The sequence below is a fragment of the Parafrankia irregularis genome, from assembly GCF_001536285.1.
Taxonomy (GTDB): domain Bacteria; phylum Actinomycetota; class Actinomycetes; order Frankiales; family Frankiaceae; genus Parafrankia; species Parafrankia irregularis.
This window is the reverse complement of the sequence record NZ_FAOZ01000021.1, coordinates 22,542-43,905: the sequence shown is the minus strand read 5'-3', so window position 1 is coordinate 43,905 and position 21,364 is coordinate 22,542. Positions and strand designations below refer to the sequence as shown.

Here is a 21,364-nt window from a genome sequence, read left to right as displayed (position 1 = left end):
GGCGCCCCCCCGCGGCCCGCGGCCCACGCGGCTCCGGGGGCACCCCCGAAACGCGGATTGACCAGAAACGACCGCGGGTGGCCGTCACGCCCCCTCCGCGTGACGGCCACCCGTATCAACCTGTTTGACGCGGGTCGTCCACCGAAGGTTGCGCGGCCTCCGAAGATTTTTTCCGGCGGCTCCGTCGCCGCTCTGTGATCCCTTGGCGGGGCGGCCGACCAAGATCATGGATGGGCCGTGCCGTTGGCGTCGGGCCCCTGAGCGGGCCGGACCCGTCCGGCTGACCGGGGTGCCGCACCGGAGCGCGACGGTGACGTGCCGTCGGTGGTGATGGGAGCCAGGCAACTCTCGGCGGCACGCGGGGCGGCGGCGAACTACGCTCCATCACGTGGCTGCCGAGACCGCTTCCGTACCTGTATCCCTCGCCGTCGAAGGCCAGGCGCCAGACCGAAACCTGGCACTGGAGCTGGTCCGGGTGACCGAGGCCGCCGCGCTGGCCGCTGCCCGCTGGGTCGGGCGCGGTGACAAGAACGGCGCCGACCAGGCCGCTGTCGACGCCATGCGCCGGCTCGTCGGGACGGTGTCGATGCGCGGCGTCGTCGTGATCGGCGAGGGGGAGAAGGACGAGGCCCCCATGCTGTACAACGGCGAGGAGGTCGGCTCCGGCGAAGGGCCGGAGTGTGACGTCGCCGTCGACCCGGTGGACGGCACGACCCTGACCTCCAAGGGCATGAACAACGCGGTTTCGGTGATGGCGGTCAGCGAGCGCGGCTCGATGTACGACGCCAGCGCCTGCTTCTACATGGAGAAGCTCGTCACCGGGCCGGAGGCGGCCAGCGTCGTCGACATCGATGCCCCGGTGGAGGACAACATCCGCGCGGTCGCGAAGGCGAAGGGCATCCTGCCGCGCGATGTGACGGTCGTGGTGCTCGACCGCCCGCGGCACACCGAGCTCGTGGACAAGATCCGGGCAGCGGGCGCCCGGGTGAAGCTCATCTCGGATGGTGACGTGGCCGGCGCGGTCATGGCCGCCACCGAGGACACCGGTGTCGACCTGCTGCTGGGGATCGGCGGCACCCCGGAGGGGATCATCGCGGCCTGCGCGGTGACGTGCATCGGAGGCGTGATCCAGGGCCGCCTGTGGCCGCGGGACGACGCCGAACGGGCGAAGGTCGTCGCCGCCGGCCACGACCCGGGCCGGGTTCTGCACACCCGTGACCTGGTCAGCAGCGAGAACGTCTTCTTCGTGGCGACCGGCATCACCGACGGCGAGCTGCTCGCGGGTGTGCGCTACCGTCCGGGTGGCGCGAGCACCTCGTCGCTGGTCATGCGGTCCCGCTCCGGCACCATCCGGCGGGTCGACAGCCAGCACCAGCTGACCAAGCTGCAGGCCTACTCGACCGTTCCGTTCTGATGAGTCGCCATGGCTGAGCTGGCACTCGCCCGGTTCGTCCCGCCCGCGGCGTCGGGCCGGCGGCTACCCGGCCTACCCGGCGCCGCCGCGGTTCGCCGCGCGGTGACCCGTCTCGACCGTCCCGGTCCGCACGGGAGCGCGGCCGACGTGACGACGTTGCCCGAGGCGCTGCGGCGGTTCCTGGCGCATCCACGCCCACCGGTGCTGCTGGGTGCCGTCGGCGCCGTCGCCGCGGTCAGGTACGTGCGCGGCCCGCTGCGCCGGCGCGATGCCGTCACCGCGGCGGCCTGCCTGGGCGCGCAGCCGTTCGTCGAGTGGGCGGTTCATCGGTGCCTGCTGCACGCCCAGCCGGGCGGGGCGCTGGGTTCGATCGGCTACCAGTTGGCCGGCTACGGTCACGAGCAGCATCACCGCGACCCCACCAACCTGGACACGATGTTCCTGCGCCCGCGGGAGGTGACGGCCGGCGCGGCAGCGGCGGTGGCGGTCGCGGCGCTGGCCCCGCCGACCGCCGGGACGGTGGCGGTCTGCCTGGGCCTCGGCGCGTTGGCCTACGACTGGACGCATTTCCTGATCCACACCTCGATCCGGCCGTCGAGCCGCTACTACCGGCGGGTGTGGCGCGGGCATCGCCTGCACCACTACCGCAACGAGGGGTACTGGCTCGGCGTGACGAGCCCGGTCGCCGACCTGGTCCTGGGGACGGCACCGGGGCGCGACGAGGTTCCCGTCTCGCCGACGGCGACCGGTGCCATCAGCCGCGGCGCCGCACGCCGGGCACCGCGGCCCGCCCCGGTGCCTCCGCATAGCCTCGCCCGGCCGGCCTGACCTGGCACCTCGACCGGATCGTCCTCACCCGCGGATCACGAATTGCCTGACTGCTGCCACTGCAGTCCCGCCGCGGGCTGGTGGCGGTTTTGACGTCGTGCCGCTGTGGCGCGGCTGTGGCCGCGCCGGCGTCGATGCCGGAAACCGGCCTGGCTGGTGAGGCCCACGAGAATCCCGGCCAGCGAGTCGGCCTGGGCGGCGAGGGTGTGCTGGGCGACGACGTTGGCTCGGGCCCGGGCTCGTAGCAGGTCGGCGAGCGTGCCGTTGTCGAGCACCTGGGCGATCTTGTCGCTGAGATCGGCGATGTCGTTCGGGCGGGCGATCAGCCCGGTGGCCTGGTCGGTCACGATCTCCGGCACTCCCGTTGACGGGAAGCAGACCACGGGCCGTCCGCAGGCCTGCGCCTCCAGCACACAGCGCGGAAGCCCTTCGAGGCTGGACGTGAGAACCAGGACGTCACTGGCCCGCAGCAGGTCGCCGACGTCGTTGCGAGGCCCCAGAAAGACCACACGGCCGTCGAGCAGCTCAGCACCCAGCCGCCGAGGCGAGGTCGGTGAACTCGGATCCGTGCTGGGCGCGCCCGCGACAGCCAGCCGGGTCGACGCCAGGTGCTGGGGGAGCGCGGCCACGGCGCGGATCACCGCGTCGATTCCCGAGCACTGGTCGAGCCGGGACACGACCAGGACCAGCGGCGCCGTCGGGTCGGTGGACAGGCTCGCCCGCACCGCGGGGTCCACCGGACCGGGGCGAAGCCCGTCGGTGTCGACACCGCTGCGGACGACCACAGTCCTCCCGGCCGCCCAGGGTGGCAGGGAGGACGCGACCGCATCGCTGACCGCCACGGACCCGGCGGCGGCGCGCACCACCGCCCCGCGTAGCCGACCGACCAGATCCGGGTCGTTCTCCTCATGGAGGACGAGAAGAGCCGGTCGTCGGCACGCGGCCGCGGCCAGGACCGCGGCCAGGTGGGACCAGTGGCTGTTGGCCTGCAGGACGTCGACGTCGAGGCGTCGCGCGAGCTGTGCGGCGCGGGCAGCGGTGGCCATGGTCCGCCCGGTCTCCCGAGCGGTCAGAGCGCGGTCGCGGGGTCGGTCCGGATGGCGCAGAGTTCGGCTCAATGGCCCCGGAAGCGTGGCGTGTTCCCGACCCGCGGCCTGCCAGGCGGCCGCGGCCGGGCTGCCGGGCGGAGTGGCCAGGATCTGCTCGACGCCGCGCCGCTCCAGCAACGGCGCCATCCGCAGGACGAAACGCTGGGATTCCCAGAGCCCCGCCCCCTGCTCGATGACGAGGACCCGCGTGACCGGCTGCTTGTCCACACTTACGAAGCTACGGCAGGTAGTTCGCCGTGTCTCCTTGGTGACCAACGGGATGGCTGTCGACCAGGTAGGCCCAGCCGACAGCCGACAGCGCGGCAACTGTGCGCCCGACCAGGAGCGCCAAGGCGTATCCCTCGGCTTCGTGGCCCGGGGACGCCAGCGGGAGCAGAGCGACCAGCGCGATCAGGCCGGTCATCGCGCCCGCCCGGTGGATCACCGGCCGGGTGGCGGTGGCCCGAACCGCGGGCAGCGCGTCGATCGCAAGGGCGAGCAGGAGCAGCCGCAGGGTGGCGGTGCCCTCGGCCGGATAGCCGGGGCCGAACGAGGCCCAGAGCGCCGGTGCGGCGACCAGGGCGACAGCCACAGCCGGCAGGGCAGCCGGCCCGCGGTCGCCGACCGGCCCGGTCGCCGCGGCGACGGCGAAGGCGGCCAGTGCGAAGGAGGCGCAGGCCGCGTCCGCCTGCTGGCTCAACAGGATGGCGGTCAGTCCGGTCGCCACCGCGGGCCACAGCACCCGCCCCGTTGCGGTCGTTCCTGCCGCCGGCTGGCCGCCGGTGAACCGTCGCCCGACGGCCTCTCGCCTGCGGATCCCCTGCCTGCGGACCTGGTGCCCGCGGACCTGGTGCCTGGTGGCCTGTCGCTCGGGAAGCCGTTGCCTGGGAATCCGCGGGTGCCCGCTCGGGACCGGGACCAGGCCCGCGCCGCGTGGGGCGGGGCATGGTCCCGGGGCTGCCGCTGGCCCGGTGGTCGCGTGCCAGAGCAGCCATCCACACCGCGGACCGGCGGCCAGCGCTACCGGTGCCAGCCACGCGAGCAGTGCCAGATGTACCTGGCCGACCGCGGTCGCGACGAGCGCGACGAGTGTGCCGGTCCGGATGAGCCCGACCGCGACCGCGCCGATCCCGCCAGGTCCCATGAGCAGCCCGGGCTCCATCAGTGCAGGGCGGCCCGGATCGGGAGGCCTGCTGGACCGCTGCCCGCCCAGGTGACCGGGCCACAACGCCCCGCTGGCCGCGGCCAGCGGCACGAGGATGAGGAAGCCGGGCTTCGTCCGGAGGAAGTCGAGGTCCGGGATCAACCAGCCGCCGCCCTCGGTGAGCGCGACGGCCATCAGCATGGCGAGCCCGCCCGCCCGCAGCTGACCGCTCGGGCCGGTGTCGCCCACGGCCGCCCGTGCCACCTGGACGATGGCCCACAGGCACAGGGCGACGGTGGCATCGGCGGCGAGCACTGATGCCGGCATGCGGTGGGCGGCGAAGCCCCAGAAGACCCCGGCCAGCAGCAGGCCCGCCAGCTGGGCGGCAGTACCCAGGCGGCGGCTGGCTGCGACTGCCCGCGCGACCCCCGCGACCCGGTGTGGCGCGCTGAGCCACCTGAGCCGTCGGGGTCGATCAGGCCGCCGTGGAACGCCGCCTCGCCTGGCCAGCGGCCCGGGACCGGACCGTGACGGGTTGTCCGCCAGGTCCGGCCAGTCGCTGCTTCCGGTCCACGCGGCCGGCCAGGCCCAGTCGGTGCTCCCGACCAGCTCAGCACCGCGGGCCCGCCGGGTGCTCCGGAACCCGCGCGGCCCGACCGCCGGCGTCGTCACCGCTGCGGGTGCCCGGGCCGGTCAACCGGTGGAACCTGCGTTGCCCGGGGAGCGCGTGGCGCGAACAGGGGGTGGTACACGCCACTGACGCGGGTCGGCACGCGGACCCCGAGCCCGGGCTGGACGAGCCGCAGCCTCGACCCGGACAGGAACGTGCGAGGCAGCGTGCGGCCGATGCCGTCGAGCCAGGCACGAACCCGGTGGTCGGTGAGCCCACCGCCGACGGTCAGGCGGGTGAGCGCGAACGGATCGTCGCCCGGATGGGACAGCGCCTCGCCCACAGCGCAGGCAGCGCTGTAGCCGGCGGCGATGACCAGCTGGCGAGCCGGGGGATCCCACCCACCGCGCGGATAGGCGAAGGACCGCGGTTCCTCGCCGGTGATCGCGGCCAGCCTCCGCCGGGACAACGTGATCTCCGCGGTCACGTCCGAGCGGTGCATGCCGTCGAGGCGCCGCCCGCTGTGACCGCTCGCACCGATCTCGACACCCAGCTCATGCAGACGGCGGATGTCGGCCTCGCTGAGCATGCCGGGTGCCCCCAGCCGGGACGTGGTCACGAAGACGGTGGCCGCGTGCCCCCGCTCGGCCAGCTCGCGGGCTGCCACGAACGTCTCGGCCCGATCCCCGTCGAAGGTCACGACGATCGCGTCGGGCGGAGCGTCGGCCGACCGGAGCGCCGAGCAGTACTCGGTGACGGTCATGAAGTGGCGACGGGCTCGCTGGATCATGCGGCGGTGGCGGGCGAAGACCGCCGGTGTGACGGTCGATCTGCGCGGGGCGTGCCCGGCCGGATCGGCGGCAACGTCGTAGCGCAGGATCGGGACCGGGCGCGGACGGTTGGGCGGGCCTCCTCGTCCGCGTGCCCGGGTGTTCGTCGGCGCGGAACGCGCCGTCTCGGTTCTCTCCGGGTCTTCCTTGAATTCTTTGTGCTTGATCGTCGTGACGGATTGCGAGGAAGACACTATCGCCCCTCCAGCGGTCCCCGGGCCGACCGCCTTCACGGGTCGGCCATATCGCGGAAAGTAACCGGTCGGCGTCCAGCGGAATCTAGCATGGGCTATTGCCGCGAGTAGCGGCGCCGTTACGGTAGGGAGATCTGTGTCAAGAGGTGAGCTGAAAATGAATGGTCATCGGCGTGGCTCTGCTGATGGGTGGTTCTTTGTTGCTTGTGGGCAAGGTGAAGCACTCGCCTGTCGGCATTGAAAAAGGTTCAATCATCTAGTTCTTGGGGATTCGATTTGAGCTTGCGGGCGTGGCCGGCTGAAGACCTCGCCGTCCCGACGCCCGCGTGTGATGTGCGGCCGCCAAGCCCACGAGTGGGCCGGGGGCCGGCATCTCCACCTCGACGTGGTCAGAGCTCGGCGTGGCGGCCGGCGGTGTGACAGGAGGATGCGGACGCCGCGCCGCTGCCCACAGCACACCGCCGGCGCCCTAGGGCGGTGGTGCGACCGCCCGGGCGGCACGGCGCTGCAGGCGCGTGAACCGCGGGCATACGCATTTGCCGCAGTCACTCCCCGGACGGTAATGCCGGTGCGAATCGTCCAGATGGCCGCACCGACACTGCCGCCACCAGGAGCGCGGAACGCGATCCCGGAAATTCGGCGTGTAGGTGGCCACGGGGTAACAGTACCCCACGGGTCCGCCGGTTCCGCTGTTGCGCTGATGACCCTCGGGTGCCTATTGGTGGTGGGTGCCCTTGCTGGCCTGAGGAAAGCCCATGAGTGCTAACCCGTGAACAATGTGGATGAATGCGTCTTCTGGCGCCTTGGTGTGTGTCGTGGGTCGCCGCCTGCACGCCTGGACCTTCCGTGCCCCGTAACGCGGCCGCGGCACGACCGGCGGCCACGCCGGATGCGGCGGAGTCTCGTGGCCGGATGCGGCAGAGCCTCGTGTGGTCGGAGCGTCGTGCGGTCAGAGCACTCGTGCGGCAGGGCTCCGTGTCGCGGAACCTCGTGGCGAGCGCCCGTCGTTCATCCGTCCAGCGCGGACCGGATCAGGTCGGCGGATGTGATCGGATCACGGCCTGGCGGGCCGTGGGCGGTGTCAGATAGGCCGGCGCCGGCGGGCCGCCGCGGACTGGGCCAGGGAACGCTGCCGCTCGCGCCGGGCCACCTGCACCCGCCGCCCGCGGAGGGCCGCGAGGACGGCGACAAGGATGACTGCCGCGAGCAGGACCGGAGCGTGCAGGATCATCTCGTACCCGACGTTGATCGCCCGGTCCTTCAGCCCGCTGCTCCCGCCTTCTGCGGCCGGGTTGACATAGCCGACGATGATCGTGATCACCGCGTAGGCGAGTGGCGGCATGATGACGACGCCGATCAGGTCGTCGACGTGGACTCGCACCACGGCCAGGACGCAGGCGGCCACGAAGAGGACACCGAAGACGAACCGAAGATTGTCGAAGAGCAGCGAGTCGACGATCGCGCCGACAGCGCCCACGACGATGACGAGCAATGCCGCGCCGAACGCGGACAGACCTCGGCGGGTCCCGGTGACAACCGTGGCCGGAGGTGGTGATCCGACCCGTTCACGTTGGTTGTACGGGTAGCCGTCATCCGGCACGCGGCCGCGCCCGGACCTGCCGGGCGGTCCGGCGGGCTGCCGGTGGGGCGGCGTACTCACCAGGGCAACGTACCGCCCCAAGTTTGCGGCTGCGTCAGGGCGATAGTCAGACTAGCCAGCGCGTCTTGGTCGCCGCACTTTGGGCATACCTTTATGCACGATGCGCTACCAATATGTGTGGCGCGCCGCCGCCCCGGTGCGTGGTCGATTCCGGGTCGAGCGGACGCGTCCGCCGTGGTCACGGCCCTTGGTTCGCCTGGAGTGCGGTGGTTTCCGGGCCGGCGGGGCGGTTGTCCCGAGCGGGCGGGGGCCCTGCGGCGGAGGTGACCGAGCGATGACTGTCAGGCTGCGGACAGTGCGGGGATCCTCCTGGTGCTGATGATCCGATGGTGCCGGTGGCCGGGTGTGCGCCAGCCCCCGGTCCGGCACCGGCACGCCCTGCGGAGCCCGGGCCCCCCGATCACCCGTAGACTCCTTGCCCATGGGTCTGTCGATCGGCATCGTCGGGCTGCCCAACGTGGGCAAGTCCACGCTGTTCAACGCCCTGACCCGTAACGAGGTCCTGGCGGCCAACTACCCGTTCGCGACGATCGAGCCCAATGTGGGTGTCGTCGGCGTCCCGGACTCGCGGCTCGCGAAGCTGGGCGAGATGTTCTCCAGCGCACGGGTCGTCCCCGCCACGGTGAGCTTCGTCGACATCGCCGGCCTGGTCAGGGGCGCGTCGGAGGGGCAGGGGCTGGGGAACCGCTTTCTGGCCAACATCCGCGAGTCGGACGCGGTCTGCCAGGTCGTCCGGGTCTTCTCGGATCCGGATGTGGTCCATGTCGAGGGGAACGTCGACCCGGCGTCCGACATCGAGACGATCAACACCGAGCTGGTGCTGGCCGACCTGCAGACGATCGGCGCCCGGCTGCCGAAGCTGGAGAAGGAAGTCCGCCTGGATCGCTCGAAGCAGCCACTGCTGGCGGCGATGAAGGCGGCCCAGGAGGTCCTCGACGCGGGCCGCCCGCTGTCGAGCGAGCCGTCGATCGACCGGGCCGAGCTGCGCGAGCTGTTCCTGCTGACGGCGAAGCCGTTCCTCTACGTCTTCAACGTCGACGAGGACGTCCTGGCCGACCCGGGCCGGCACAAGGAGCTCGCCGACCTGGTGGCCCCGGCCGACGCGGTGATCCTCTGCGCGAAGGTCGAGGCCGAGCTGATCGAGCTGCCCGAGGAGGACGCCACCGAGCTGCTGGCGTCGCTTGGGCAGGAGGAGAGCGGGCTGGCGCAGCTCGCCCGGATCGGCTTCCACACTCTCGGGCTGCAGACCTTCCTCACGGCCGGGCCGAAGGAGTCACGGGCCTGGACCATCAAGGCCGGTGACACGGCTCCGGAGGCCGCCGGCGCGATCCACAGCGACTTCCAGCGCGGTTTCATCAAGGCCGAGATCGTGTCCTATGACGACCTCATGTCCGCCGGCTCCATGGCCGCGGCCCGCGCCGCCGGCAGGGTCCGGATGGAGGGCAAGGACTACGTGATGGCCGACGGCGACATCGTCGACTTCCGCTTCAACGTCTGACCGGTTCAACGCCAACCCCGGCCTCGCCCGACACCTGGGTCGACCTCGGCCTGAACGAACCGGTGCGCTGCCACTGCTCCTGAGCAAGACCCTGAAAAAAGGGGAGTGCAGGGTCGCCTGGCAACCCGCAAGAAAGAAGGATTTCGGTCGTCGGGACGACCAAAATCGTTCACTCCTGCGACTTGCCAAACCGCGCCACCGCGCCGCCGGGATACCGGGCTCTCGAAGGCCCGGCCGCGTTCGTAGGAGTGCGAACCTCCTCGCCCACCGACCAGCGATCTGGATCGGCGCCGATCTGCGACCGCCTCGGTGGCTCTCGCCACCGGCCACTACTGTTGACCACCCCGCCCACCCCGCCCACCGCGACCGGTGGTCGGGGTGGGCGATGCCGACCCGCTGACGTTATTCCGCAGATGCCCGGTGTCGCCAGCGCCCGGAGATGCGCCGGGTGGTCCGGGTGGTAGGGCCTTCCCGCCAGCCCTGCCACACCCACACCACGACCGCCGTCACGAAGCAGGCAAGGCCCAGCAGGGTCAGCGTCAGTGCCGCGGTGCCGTGCTCCGCTTCCAGAGCCCCGGAGAGAGCGTTGAGCGCCACGCCGGTGAACAGGATTGCGAGGGCGGCGGCGGAGATCTTTCCGTGCTTACCGTGTAGCGGGCGGTCTCCCATGGCGCGTCCGACAAGGATGAGCACCACGATTCCGAACAGCGCTGGGGTTACCCACCCATAGGACTCCACCTGGTCAGTATGGGTCCGGGGTTTCTCCTCCGGCACCCGATCGGACCAGCTCTTCGGCCTTGCTCAGGCACCGGACCCACCCGGCCGTTGCCTTCCAGGGAAGACGGAGACATTTGGCGGTGCCTGTTGCTGTATTCGCGCCACGCGCATTTCGTCCGCGTTGCGGGGGGCCGTTCTCAGGTTCGCTGACCCAGGCTGACACTGGAACCTCTTGGGCTCCTCAGCAGGCGGGCGGCCCGGGGCAGCACCGAGACGGCGGCCTCGGCCGGCCCGCGTCGCCCGGTCAGCTGCCAGGCGGTGGCGGCGGTGAGCGCGACCAGGATCTGGAGCACGTACGACCAGGTCGGGTCCGTGGGCAGGGCGTGCGTGGACATCACGACGACGTGCAGTGTGTAGAAGGTGAGCGTCATCGCGCCGACGGCCGTGACCGGGCGGGTCAGCGGGATGTGCGCCACCAGCAGGGCCAGTCCGAGCAGCGCCAGCGCCGTTCCGGTGGTGTGGGCCAGGTCCAGCGGCGTCGTCGAGTGGGGGGTGTCGACGGCCAGCCACCAGGCGGAGTCGGTCGGCGTGGTGCCGTACAGGCCGGAGTCGATGAACCAGCCCTGGGGCAGGTTGCCCACACCGGGGACGGTCGCCGGGTCCTCGAGGTGCTCGCCGCCGCCGAGCGGCCCCAGCAGCAGCCAGGACGTCCCGCTGGCCACGACGGCCAGCAGGAGTCCGCCGGCGAACAGGCGCACGGCGACCACGCGAGATCGCAGATCGGCTTGGGCCACCGCCATCCCCGCACACAGGTAGCCCAACCAGGCCAGTGCCGGGTAGACCCCGGTGAGCGTCAGCTTCGCCAGCAGTGGGCCGGGCCGGCTCAGATCGGCGAACGTCGGCGAGGGCAGATCGGACACCGGCAGGTCGTCCCGCACGGTGTGGCTGATCACCGGTACCGCGACCATCGCCAGGATGGCCACCGTCACCAGCACGGGGACGTCCGCGCGCAGCAGCGGCAGGGCCAGGGCGAACAGAAGCGCGTAGTAGACCAGGATGACCGCGATGCCCGAGTCCGCGTAGGCGAGGGCCAGGCCGATGACGCCGATGCCCAGCGCGCGGAGGAACACCGAGAGCTGGGCCTGCGCGGCGCTGCGCCGACGGGTGGACAGGACCAGCGCCACCCCGGCGAGCACCGCGAACGCCGCGGCGGCCCGCCCCGCCGCGATGGTGAACGCGGGTGAGATCGCCGGATGGTCCGTGGCGGTGTCGGTGAACGCGGGGTACACATGGGTTGCCACCATGCCGATCAGCGCCACGCCGCGGGCCAGGTCCACCCCGATGATGCGACTGGACGCGGGAGGTCTCGATTCGTCCATACCGTCCAGGGTCGCAGGCTCCGGAGTTCGCGCACCGGATCGCCGGACCTCGGTGTGGCGGTGGGCAGCACAGCAGCGGGTAGGACCGGACGGGACGGAGTTCGTGCGGATGATCTGCCATTTGGTGAGCCGGTCCGAGTGGGCGGCTGGAGCGGACGGTTACCGGCCGGCGAGCCTGGGGGACGAGGGCTTCGTCCATTTTTCCGCGCCGGAGCTGGTGCTGGAGACGGCGAACCTCTACTACCGGGGTCGCACCGACATGCTGCTCGTCGTCGTGGACCCGCAGGGCCTGACCGCCCCGCTGCGCTGGGAGCCGGCCGCCGGGCCCGCGGACCGCGGCGGTGCGCTCTTCCCGCACCTGTACGGGCCCATCGACGCGGCAGCGGTCCGGGTCGTCGTTCCGCTCCCGTGCGCGCCGGACGGCTCCTTCACGGCGATGCCGACCTTCTGACCCGCCAGTCTTCAGGCGCCGAGCTTCAGGCGCGGAACTTCTGGTGCCGGCCGGACGGCGCCTGCCGCCTGGTGGCGCGTGTGTCAGCTGGTGGCGCTGGTCGTCAGAAGGAGACGCCGGCGGAACGCAGGATCGACGAGATCCGCCGGGCCAGCTCCACATCCAGCTCGGTCACGCCGCCGGCCGAGTGGGTCCAGACGGTGAAGATGGTGCTTCCGGGGCCGTGCTCCACGACGGGGTGATGGTCCATCGCGTCCGCCTCGCGCATCACCTCGTCGACGATGGCGGTCGCCTCGTCGCCGTCGACGAGGATCTCCAGCCGGATCCGGTCGGCGTCGCCGATCCAGCCGGGCAGGGCTTCCAGGGACGTGGTGACAGCGCTGTTGTCCAGCCGGACGGGCATCCGTGACTCCTCGGCGATCCGTGGCGCGGTGATGTCGGTGGTTGATGGGGGTGGAGCGGGCGGGATGGGGTGATGGACGGTGCGGGCGGTTGGTGGCCTTCGCGGTGGCCTTCAGTGGTGATCTTCGGCGGTGGTTCCGCTCGTGCTCGCCGGAGGGCCCCGGGGCGGCGGGAACACCGAGTGCGACGCTCCTCGCGCGGATGGTGTCATCCGCGGCCCGGCACCGCCACCTCCTGGAGCGCGCGGGCCGCGGGCCGCGTGGGTTGGACGCAGTGCATCGATGGAGGGAGTTCGGCCGTGGGACAGGATCTGAAGGGGCTGGTCGTCGCCGTCGCGCTGGTCGACGAGGCCGGCCGGGTCCTCGCCGCGCGCAGGGTGTCGCCGCCGGCGCTCGCGGGCCTGTGGGAGTTCCCGGGCGGCAAGGTCGAGCCGGGGGAGGACGAGCTCACCGCACTGCGCCGCGAATGCCGCGAGGAGCTCGCGGTGGAGATCGAGGTCGGCCGCCTGTTCGGGGAGATCGCGCTGCCTGCTCCCGGCTGGCGGATGCGGCTGTGGCTGGGCCGGGTGCTTCAGGGAACGCCGGTCGCCACCGCGCACGACGCCCTGCGGTGGCTGGGCGCGCAGGAGCTCGACGACGTCCCCTGGCTGCCCGCGGACGGTCCGCTCGTCGACGCGCTGCGCGGCGAGCTCACCGGCGCCTCGGCGCAGGCCGTCGGGAATCAGGCCGGTCCGGTGTGAGGTTTGGGCTGGTCCGGTGTGAGCTTTCGGGCGGCCGGAGCGGGTTTTATGGGTGGCCGGGGCGGGTTTGTGGGCGGCCGGAGCGGAGTTCGGGCGGCCGGAGCCGGTCAGCCACGCGCGGCGCGCGAAGGTGAGTCCGTACCATGGAGTCGGGCCGCGGCGGTGCGGACGTCGTTCTCCCGGGCGGGGCCACCCACCGGGGTGGCGCGCCTGCAGATCGCGACCCTTCTCAGACGAACCGTTTCGGGGTTACAGGAACGAGCCCTGAAGCCCCACTTTCCCCGGAGCTCATCACCGTGTCCGTACGCGCCGATCTTCGTAATGTCGCGATCATTGCCCATGTTGACCACGGCAAGACGACCCTTGTGGACGCGATGCTTCGGCAGTCCGGCGCGTTCGGTGAGCGCGGCGAGGTCACCGACCGGGTCATGGACTCCATGGATCTCGAACGCGAGAAGGGAATCACGATTCTCGCGAAGAACACTGCCGTACGTTTTGGTGACGTGACCATCAACATCATCGATACTCCCGGCCACGCCGACTTCGGTGGCGAGGTCGAGCGGGGCCTGGCGATGGTCGATGGGGTGGTGCTGCTGGTCGACGCGAGCGAGGGCCCGCTGCCGCAGACGCGGTTCGTTCTGCGCAAGGCGCTCGCCGCCCGCAAGCCGGTCGTCCTGGTGATCAACAAGGTCGACCGGTCGGACGCGCGGATCGGCGAGGTCGTCGACGAGACCTACGAGCTGTTCCTCGATCTCGACGCGGACGAGGACCAGATCGACTTCCCGATCGTCTACTGCAACGCGAAGGCCGGCCGGGCGTCCACCACCCGTCCGGAGAACGGCCAGAGCCCGGACTCGCCGGACCTCAAGCCGCTGTTCGACCTGTTGCTGGAGACGATGCCGGCGCCGTCCTACTCCGAGGACGCACCGCTGCAGGCGCTGGTGACGAACCTCGACGCCTCGCCCTACCTGGGCCGCCTCGCGCTGTGCCGGGTGCACAACGGCACGATCACCCGAGGCCAGACCGTCGCGCTGTGCCGGGTCGACGGCACCCAGCAGCGGGTGAAGATCACTGAGATGCTGATGACCGAGGCGCTGGAGCGGGTCCCGGCCGAGCAGGCCGGCCCTGGCGACATCATCGCCGTCGCCGGTATCCCCGACATCATGATCGGTGAGACGCTGGCCGACGCGGAGGACGCGCGCCCGCTCCCGGTGATCACTGTGGACGAGCCGTCCATCAGCATGACCATCGGCGTGAACACCTCGCCGCTCGCCGGGAAGTCGGGCAAGAAGCTGACCGCGCGCCTGCTGAAGAACCGGCTGGACGCCGAGCTCATCGGCAACGTCTCGATCCGGGTGCTGCCGACCGAGCGCCCCGACACCTGGGAGGTCCAGGGCCGTGGCGAGCTGGCTCTCGCCATCCTCGTCGAGCTGATGCGCCGGGAGGAGTTCGAGCTCACGGTCGGCAAGCCGCAGGTCGTCACCAAGGAGATCGACGGGAAGGTGCACGAGCCCGTCGAGAGGCTGACCATCGACTCCCCGGAGGAGTACCTCGGGGTGCTGACCCAGCTGCTGGCGTTGCGCAAGGGCCGGCTGGAGCAGATGGTGAACCACGGCACCGGCTGGATCCGGCTGGAGTACCTGGTGCCCGCCCGTGGTCTGATCGGTTTCCGTACCGAGTTCCTCACCGAGACCCGTGGCACCGGCCTGCTGCACCACGTCTTCGACCGGTACGAGCCGTGGTTCGGCGAGCTGCGGACCCGTCCGACCGGTTCGATGGTGGCCGACCGCTCCGGCGTCGCCACCGCGTACGCCCTGTTCAACCTGCAGGACCGCGGGACGATGTTCGTCTCCCCGACGACCGAGGTCTACGAGGGCATGATCGTGGGTGAGAACTCCCGGGCCGACGACATGGACGTCAACCCGACGAAGGAGAAGAAGCTCACCAACATGCGGTCCTCGACCGGTGACGAGCTGGTTCGGCTCACCCCGCACCGCCAGCTCTCGCTGGAGCAGGCGCTGGAGTTCTGCCGTGAGGACGAGTGCGTCGAGGTGACGCCGGCGACGGTACGGATGCGCAAGGTGGCGCTGACCGCGTCGGAGCGTGAGAAGCTGCGTTCCCGCCGCCGCACCGGCTGAAACGGCTGGGCCGGCTGAAACAGCTGGGCTGGCTGAAACGGCAGGGCTGGTTGAAACGGCAGGGCTGGTTGAAGCGGTCGCGCGGGCTGGGCCGGCGCGACCGCTGTCGTTCTTGTGCCGGTCTCGTGCCGGTTGAGTGGGGCGGTAGCGTCGCCGCCCGGCCGGTGATGGCGCGCGTAGGGTCGTGCCGTGCCGGAATCCACCGAAACCGTTCCACCGCGCCGAGTGCTGTTCGTTCACGCCCACCCGGACGACGAGGTCATCTCGACCGGTGTGACCATCGCCTCGTACGCGGCCCGCGCGGACACCCAGGTGACGCTCGTCACGTGCACGCTCGGTGAGGTCGGCGAGGTGCTGGTGCCCGAGCTGGTCAACCTGAGGTCCGACCTCGGTGATCAGCTTGGTGGCTACCGCATCGGCGAGCTGGAGCGTTCCTGTGCCGAGCTCGGGGTGACCGATCATCGGTTCCTCGGTGGCGCCGGCCGCTGGCGGGACAGCGGGATGATGGGCACCGACGCCAACAACGACCCGCGGTGCCTGTGGCAGGCGGACCTGGACGAGGCGACCGAGGCACTGGTGCGGATCGTCCGGGACGTCCGGCCGCAGGTTCTCGTCACCTATGACGAGAACGGGGCCTACGGGCATCCCGACCACATCCGGGCGCACGACGTGTCCGTCCGGGCCTTCACGGCCGCCGCCGACCCCGCGTTCGCTCCCGGCGCCGGCCCGTCGTGGCAGATCTCCAAGCTTTACGAGACCGCGATGCCGAAGTCCCTCATCCAGGCGAGTATCGACTATTTCCGGGAGACCGCACCCGAGAACAGCCCGTTCGCCGAGGCTGCCTCCGCGGACGACGTCCCCCTGGCCGTGCCGGACGAGGTGATCACCACCGAGATCGCGGCCGAGGACTTCCTGCCGGCGAAAATCGCGGCGATGCGCGCGCACCGGACCCAGATGGCCGTCGACGGCTTCTTCTTCGCTCTCGCCGACGGCATCGGCAACCGGACCTGGGCCGTCGAGCACTTCGTTCTCACCCGCGGCGAGCGGGGCGTGGGTGCCGAGCCCGGCGCGCGCGAGACCGACCTTTTCGCGGGTCTGTCTCTCTGACGCTCGAGACCCGGCGCTCGAGACCTGGCGCTCGAGACCTGGCGCTTGGCTTGGCCTCCTGTCGCGGACTGTCGCCGCCGATCAAGATCGTTGGCCGGTGGGCGGGGACGTCCGCGCTGCACGAACGTGGCCGGGCCGCCGGTGCCCCGAGAGCCCGGCTCGAGAGCCAGGCCGGGTCGCTCGATGGCCCGGTTTGGCGAGTCGCAAGAGTGAAGGATTTTGGTCGTTGGAACGACCAAAATCCTTGCTTCTTGCGGGTCGCCAGGTGAATGTGTGCCCCTTTTGCCCCTCTTGAGATTGATTGCTCGTGCCGCGGGGGGTGCGGGATCCACGACGGGTGGGCGTGCGGGTGGGGCTCGCGTTCCATCGGCGCGGCTCCGCCGGGGCGAGGCTGGTGGGTCCGGATCCGCCGCGTCTCAGTCGCGTCCGCCGGATTGCCGACCTTGGTTGGCGCCGCCTTGCACAGGCTCCGCGGCCGCCGAAACCAGGACCTCCCTTTGTGGTGATTCGCCACCTTGGTGCCGTTTACGCCGACGGCGGACACGGTGGTGGCATGGCCTCCCGCGCGGCAGCGTTCCTGTTAGAGGTGTAACGCTGTAATCAGTGCTAGGAGGTTCGGATGGCCCACCGCGCCACCGCCCGCCCGAGCCCAAACGGGTGGTTCGCCCCCCTCGACTCATCGGACGTGATCGATCCCACCGTGCCCCTGCGCGGAAAATATGTTCCGTAACAGGGGCACCCGACGGGTCCGGGACGACAACATCCAGGACGACAACATCCACGGCGATCAGCACGACCACCTTCCGGCCGGCCAGGCTCCGGGCAGGCACGCCCCGGCGGCCTCCGGAGCCTCCGGGGGCTCCGGAGCCCCCGGAGGGCCCGCTGACCTGGGAGACGCCGCCCTCGACGCCTACTCCCGGGTCGTGACCCGGGTGGCGGCCCAGGTCGCGCCGAGCGTCGCCAGCCTGCGGGTACGGACCTCGCGGGGCGCCGGAGCCGGTTCCGCGATCGTGTTCACCGCCGACGGATTCCTGCTCACCTCCGCGCACGTGGTGGAAGGTGCCCGCAGCGGTGTGCCGGTCGGCACGGCGGAGTTCACCGACGGCACCGAACGGGATCTCGACCTCGTCGGCGCCGACCCGCTGTCCGATCTCGCGGTGCTGCGGGCCCGGGGTTCGACACCTGCGCCGGCCGCGCTCGGCGACGCCGCGGCCCTGCGGGTCGGCCAGCTGGTGGTGGCCGTCGGCAACCCGCTGGGACTCACCGGCAGCGTGACCGCCGGTGTGGTCAGCGCGCTGAACCGTTCGTTGCCGACACGTTCCGGCTCGGCCGTGCGGGTCGTCGACGAGGTGATCCAGACCGACGCGGCGCTGAATCCGGGAAACTCCGGCGGCGCGCTCGTCACCGCCGACGGTCGGGTCGTCGGGGTGAACACGGCTGTCGCGGGCATCGGGCTCGGCCTCGCTGTCCCGGTCAACGCGACCACGAGGCGCATCCTCGCCGCGCTCATCCGCGACGGCCGGGTGCGGCGGGCCTATCTCGGGGTCGCGAGCGCACGGGTGCCGTTGCCGTCGGGCCTCGCGGATCGGACGGGCCAGCGCCATGGGCTGCGGCTGGCCGAGGTGGTGCGAGGCAGCCCGGCCGGGCGCGCCGGGCTGTTCGCCGACGATCTGGTCCTGTCCGTCGCCGGGACGCCGGTCGCCGGGCCGGGTGATCTGCAACGACTGCTGACCGAGGACACCATCGGACACCCCGTCGAGCTGACGGTCTGGCGGCGTGGCGCGCTCGTGGACGTCGTCGCGGTTCCCGACGAGCTCGCCATCCGCTGAGATCCCGACGCGCTGGCGGGTGGGGCTCGGAGGACCGATCATCCGCCCGCGACCGGCGCGTGGTTGGTGCGCTCGATGGCCTACTGTCGGAGAATGCCCCGTCCGACAGTAGGCCACGGTCACGACCACGACCACGAAGCGGGCCGTGAGCCGGTCGTGAAGGCCTCGAAGACGACCTCGAGCGCCGCCGGTGGGGCTCGTCCGCGGGGCGCCGCACGCGCGAAGAAGCCTGCCGCTCGGTCGAAGCAGCCCGCCGGTGCCTCGAAGCTGCCCGCCGGTGCGTCGAAGCAGCCTGGCGGTGCGTCGAAGCAGCCTGGCGGTGGCTCGAAGCAGCCTGCCGCGCGGGCCGTGGAGCCCGCCGCCGGGGCCGGGAGGCCGGCCGCTCGACCGGTGGAGCCCAGCTCCCGGCCTGAGGAGCCCGGCCGTGCCTTCCTCGTGGGCTCCTACGTGTTCGGCGTCATCGCCGGGTTCGTGCTCGGCCTCTACGGTGTCGTCCTGGTGGCTTCGGGGCCGCGGCCGGGGGGGACCCTGATCTCGGTCGGGCTGCTGCTGGCCGTGATCGGCAACACCGGGGTGCCGTTGCTCGTCCGCTGGCTGACCGGTACCCGGCTCGGGGCGATGATCCCACTCATCGGCTGGACCCCGATCGTGCTCGCCCTGGCCGCGTCCCGAACCGAGGGCGACCTGCTGCTCAAGGCGACGGCGACCGGCTATCTCTTCCTCGCCATCGGCGTGCTGGCACCGGTGGTGGTCGCCGTTCTCGGGCGGGCCCGGCGCGGCCTCACGGCCCTGCCGCCCGTGATGGAGCGCCCGAGGGTGCCGTCCCGCTAGGGGAGCGATCCGGCGCTGTCCAGGGTGAATCCGGGCGGGTGGGAAGCCCGGAGAGCCGCGTTGTGCGTGGTCACCGCCGGCTTGGTGGTGGTTCCGCGGCGTAGCGCGGCTGATCAGGTGGCGTTGCGTGCGAGTGCTGATGGTCACCCCAGGGGCCGGAAGGCGCGGTGTGGCCGGCGCGGCGGCGGTAGCGTGGCCGCCGTGGCAAGCCCAGCGCGCCAGCACCCGCCCGAGCCTGTCCCGTCGGCGTCTGCCTCGTCGGCCCCCGCCCTGCCAGCGGCTGTCCCGCGAGCCGCTGTTCAGCCGGGTCCGGTGCAGCCTGGTCCGGCCGGTGTCGGTCCGGCCGCCGGTGTCGGCCCCGTGATCCTCGCGGGCCTGCGGAACCGGCCGGACGCGCAGGAGTTCCGCCGGGTGGTCGGGCGGTTCGCCACCGGCGTCACGGTTCTCACCACGGTCCTGGACGGCCGACATCTGGCGATGACGGCGAACTCGTTCGTCTCGGTCTCGTTGGACCCGCTGCTCGTCCTCGTCAGCATCCGCCGCGATGCCCGCTTCCATGACCCGGTCATCGCGGCTGGCGTCTGGGGCGTCTCGGTGCTGGCCGCCGACATGAGCCAGGCCTCCCGCGACTTCGCGCGGACCGGAGGGCCACCGCGGCCCGACGGCCGCGGTGATGACCGGCTCGGCGGCTGGCCGCACTCGTTCGGGCCGCGCACCGGGGTCGCCCTCCTCGACGGCGCGCTGGCGGTGCTGGAGTGCGCCACCACCGCGACGCATCGCGCCGGCGACCACACTCTGGTGATCGGTGAGGTGATCGGGCTTGACCGGCCGCGGCCCGATGCCCGGCCGCTCGTGTTCTACGAAGGTGCCTACCTGTCCACCGACGGCCCCGAGCCCGGCTGACGGGCGCAGAGGTGGCGGGGCGAAGGTGCGGTGGCGGGGCGCAGACGTGTGGGAGGCGCGGCCTCAGTTGAGCCTGGCGCGGGCGGCGATCGCGGCCTGGCGTGCCGCGGCCGAGGCCGCCGGCTCGACGACGGTCACCGCGTCGGCGAAGCTGGTGAGATCCCTGGCCCCGCCGAGGAAGTCGCCCAGCCGGACCCGCAGCTCGCCCCGTTCGCGGCGCAGCGCGGCCGGGTGGTGGGGCAGCAGCAGGGACAGCTCGACGGCCCACAGCCTGGTCCGCGGCACGTCGGTCCGCGCGGCCAGCACCCGGATGTTGCCCAGCACGCGGGCCAGCAGGTCCGCCGGGGGCATCGGGGCGAGGTGGGCGCGGGTGAAGGCGACTCCGGCCGCCCGCACCCGGGCCGCCGCGTCGTGCACAGTCATGATCACCCCGCCGGCGTACGGGTCGACGAGTACGTGCTCCCTCGGTGAGCCGACAGCGACGATCACATGCCCGGGAAGGCCTACGGCGTAGGCGGGGATCCCGATCCGGCGGGCAACCTCGATCCACACCACGGACAGCAGGATCGGCAGGCCGCGGCGCCGGCGCAGCACCTCGGGCAGGAGCGAGGCGCGGACGTCCTCGTAGTCGCTCTCGCGGCCGGCGAACCCGGCGCGCTCGCCGAGAGACTCCCGCAGCGCCTCCGCGGCGACCCGCAGGTCCAGGCCGGTGAGGGTGCCGGCACCCCCGTCCGACGCCGTTTCGGAGCCGGCGTCCGCGTTGGTCTGGCCGTGGCCGCGGGCGGTGGATCCGCGGGCCGCCAGCACCCTGGCCGTGTCAGCGGCCAGGGCGTCGAGCGCCCGGGAGGTCTCGACCGGGTTGGTCTCGGGGCCGGCCTCGGCCGCGATCAGATGGCACGCGAGGGCGAGGTCGACCTGCTCGCGCCGGACGACCGTGGCGAACATCCGCCTGCTGTGGTCGCTCACCGCTGGACCTCCACGTTCGGATCAGGCCGTCCGCCCCGATCCTGCCTGGGCCGCCCCGGGGGCGGGTCGCCCCGCCCGGTCTGCCCCCGCCCGGGCCGCGGCGGTACGCCCCGACCCGTCAACCGCTCGCCGGCCGTCGACTGCTTGCTGGCCGTCGACCGCTTGCCGACACACCGCCCGATGTATCACGCGTCCCGGTCGCGGTCATTGTCCTTCAGTATCGCCGGAGTCGGCCCGAGGGTCCGTCGCATCCTTTGGGGTATCGGCGTCCGGACCCACATTTGTGATCCGACTGTTGCTTTCTGCGATCATGTGGCCGCGGTCTGATCCGGGCTGGTATGAACTGGGTGCCCGGCCGGGGGATCGCGGACTGGCCCGGCGGGGTGTCGGGGGGACGACACGCGCCGCCACTAGGGATTCCTCGGGCACACTCACTGTCGTACCGTCGGTGCGACGGAGGCGAAGCTCGCCTTCCGACCAAGACTCAAGGGTGCCCAGAACATCGCTCAGAGGGAGTGGACCCGGAATTCGTCGCCGGATCACGACCCGTGAGCCGATGTCTGCTGGAGTGATGTGGACGACATACACGACCAGTGAACGCCCTTGTTGTCGACACCGAACGGTCCAGGTCGATAC

The 21,364-nt window shown here is 71.8% G+C and carries 19 protein-coding genes; 10 read left to right on the top strand and 9 right to left on the bottom strand.

Going from position 1 to position 21,364, the window contains the following annotated elements; all coding sequences use genetic code 11:
* Window positions 1-475: 475 nt before the first annotated feature.
* Window positions 476-1,414 (top strand): class II fructose-bisphosphatase, encoded by a 939-nt coding sequence (gene glpX, locus AWX74_RS25765; protein ID WP_278184656.1) that lies wholly within the window; start codon window positions 476-478, stop codon window positions 1,412-1,414.
* 9 nt (window positions 1,415-1,423) lie between these two features.
* Window positions 1,424-2,242 (top strand): sterol desaturase family protein, encoded by an 819-nt coding sequence (locus AWX74_RS25760; protein ID WP_091282121.1) that lies wholly within the window; start codon window positions 1,424-1,426, stop codon window positions 2,240-2,242.
* A gap of 35 nt (window positions 2,243-2,277) precedes the next feature.
* Here the strand turns inward: AWX74_RS25760 and AWX74_RS25755 are convergent, their stop codons facing one another.
* The 4 genes from AWX74_RS25755 to AWX74_RS25740 form a co-directional block, all read right to left on the bottom strand.
* Complete coding sequence (locus AWX74_RS25755) at window positions 2,278-3,558, bottom strand: glycosyltransferase family 4 protein (RefSeq protein WP_091282117.1); 1,281 nt, start codon at window positions 3,556-3,558, stop codon at window positions 2,278-2,280.
* A gap of 10 nt (window positions 3,559-3,568) precedes the next feature.
* Window positions 3,569-5,146 carry a hypothetical protein gene (locus AWX74_RS25750; protein ID WP_091282114.1) on the bottom strand — a complete coding sequence of 526 codons (1,578 nt, stop codon included), beginning with the start codon at window positions 5,144-5,146 and terminating at the stop codon, window positions 3,569-3,571.
* Window positions 5,143-6,108 carry a polysaccharide deacetylase family protein gene (locus tag AWX74_RS25745; RefSeq protein WP_091282112.1) on the bottom strand — a complete coding sequence of 322 codons (966 nt, stop codon included), beginning with the start codon at window positions 6,106-6,108 and terminating at the stop codon, window positions 5,143-5,145. Before AWX74_RS25745 ends, AWX74_RS25750 begins: the two co-directional genes overlap by 4 nt.
* A gap of 1,081 nt (window positions 6,109-7,189) precedes the next feature.
* Complete coding sequence (locus AWX74_RS25740; RefSeq protein WP_091282109.1) at window positions 7,190-7,708, bottom strand: DUF6542 domain-containing protein; 519 nt, start codon at window positions 7,706-7,708, stop codon at window positions 7,190-7,192.
* A 481-nt stretch (window positions 7,709-8,189) separates the two neighbouring features.
* Here AWX74_RS25740 and ychF point away from each other — a divergent pair, with 481 nt between their 5' ends.
* Window positions 8,190-9,266 (top strand): redox-regulated ATPase YchF, encoded by a 1,077-nt coding sequence (gene ychF / locus AWX74_RS25735; protein WP_054565202.1) that lies wholly within the window; start codon window positions 8,190-8,192, stop codon window positions 9,264-9,266.
* A gap of 402 nt (window positions 9,267-9,668) precedes the next feature.
* On the opposite strand, the gene AWX74_RS25730 is transcribed toward ychF, so the two are convergent.
* Entirely contained in the window at window positions 9,669-9,935 is a 267-nt protein-coding gene (locus AWX74_RS25730; RefSeq protein ID WP_193209811.1) for a hypothetical protein, read from the bottom strand.
* A gap of 245 nt (window positions 9,936-10,180) precedes the next feature.
* The gene (locus AWX74_RS25725) at window positions 10,181-11,362 is read right to left on the bottom strand and encodes a heparan-alpha-glucosaminide N-acetyltransferase domain-containing protein (protein WP_091282105.1); all 1,182 of its coding nucleotides are present in this window, start codon (window positions 11,360-11,362) and stop codon (window positions 10,181-10,183) included.
* A gap of 109 nt (window positions 11,363-11,471) precedes the next feature.
* On the opposite strand from AWX74_RS25725, the gene AWX74_RS25720 reads away from it, so the two are divergent.
* Entirely contained in the window at window positions 11,472-11,813 is a 342-nt protein-coding gene (locus AWX74_RS25720; RefSeq protein ID WP_091282103.1) for a DUF952 domain-containing protein, read from the top strand.
* A gap of 103 nt (window positions 11,814-11,916) precedes the next feature.
* Here AWX74_RS25720 and AWX74_RS25715 read toward each other — a convergent pair whose 3' ends face one another.
* On the bottom strand, window positions 11,917-12,216 hold the full coding sequence (locus tag AWX74_RS25715) for a 4a-hydroxytetrahydrobiopterin dehydratase (protein ID WP_054565198.1): 300 nt from the start codon (window positions 12,214-12,216) through the stop codon (window positions 11,917-11,919).
* Between the two features lie 297 nt (window positions 12,217-12,513).
* Between AWX74_RS25715 and AWX74_RS25710 the strand changes: the two genes are divergently transcribed.
* From AWX74_RS25710 to AWX74_RS25685, 6 genes are all read left to right on the top strand, one after another.
* The gene (locus AWX74_RS25710; RefSeq protein ID WP_054565197.1) at window positions 12,514-12,954 is read left to right on the top strand and encodes a (deoxy)nucleoside triphosphate pyrophosphohydrolase; all 441 of its coding nucleotides are present in this window, start codon (window positions 12,514-12,516) and stop codon (window positions 12,952-12,954) included.
* A gap of 296 nt (window positions 12,955-13,250) precedes the next feature.
* A complete protein-coding gene (gene typA / locus AWX74_RS25705) occupies window positions 13,251-15,092 on the top strand; it encodes a translational GTPase TypA (RefSeq protein ID WP_091282100.1) in 1,842 nt (613 codons plus the stop codon).
* Window positions 15,093-15,281: 189 nt separating this feature from the next.
* Window positions 15,282-16,199: an N-acetyl-1-D-myo-inositol-2-amino-2-deoxy-alpha-D-glucopyranoside deacetylase gene (gene mshB / locus AWX74_RS25700; protein WP_091282097.1), complete on the top strand. Its 918-nt coding sequence runs from the start codon at window positions 15,282-15,284 to the stop codon at window positions 16,197-16,199.
* 719 nt (window positions 16,200-16,918) lie between these two features.
* On the top strand, window positions 16,919-18,028 hold the full coding sequence (locus AWX74_RS25695) for a S1C family serine protease (RefSeq protein WP_091282094.1): 1,110 nt from the start codon (window positions 16,919-16,921) through the stop codon (window positions 18,026-18,028).
* A 156-nt stretch (window positions 18,029-18,184) separates the two neighbouring features.
* Complete coding sequence (locus AWX74_RS25690; RefSeq protein WP_341271977.1) at window positions 18,185-18,859, top strand: DUF6113 family protein; 675 nt, start codon at window positions 18,185-18,187, stop codon at window positions 18,857-18,859.
* A 360-nt stretch (window positions 18,860-19,219) separates the two neighbouring features.
* Window positions 19,220-19,762 carry a flavin reductase family protein gene (locus AWX74_RS25685; protein ID WP_091282361.1) on the top strand — a complete coding sequence of 181 codons (543 nt, stop codon included), beginning with the start codon at window positions 19,220-19,222 and terminating at the stop codon, window positions 19,760-19,762.
* Window positions 19,763-19,825: 63 nt separating this feature from the next.
* Here AWX74_RS25685 and AWX74_RS25680 read toward each other — a convergent pair whose 3' ends face one another.
* Window positions 19,826-20,728, bottom strand: a complete 903-nt coding sequence (locus tag AWX74_RS25680; RefSeq protein ID WP_091282090.1) for a transglutaminase family protein — start codon at window positions 20,726-20,728, stop codon at window positions 19,826-19,828.
* 204 nt (window positions 20,729-20,932) lie between these two features.
* Window positions 20,933-21,316, bottom strand: coding sequence for a putative acetyltransferase (locus tag AWX74_RS42625; RefSeq protein WP_423212978.1), 384 nt, complete (start codon window positions 21,314-21,316; stop codon window positions 20,933-20,935).
* Window positions 21,317-21,364: the final 48 nt, after the last annotated feature.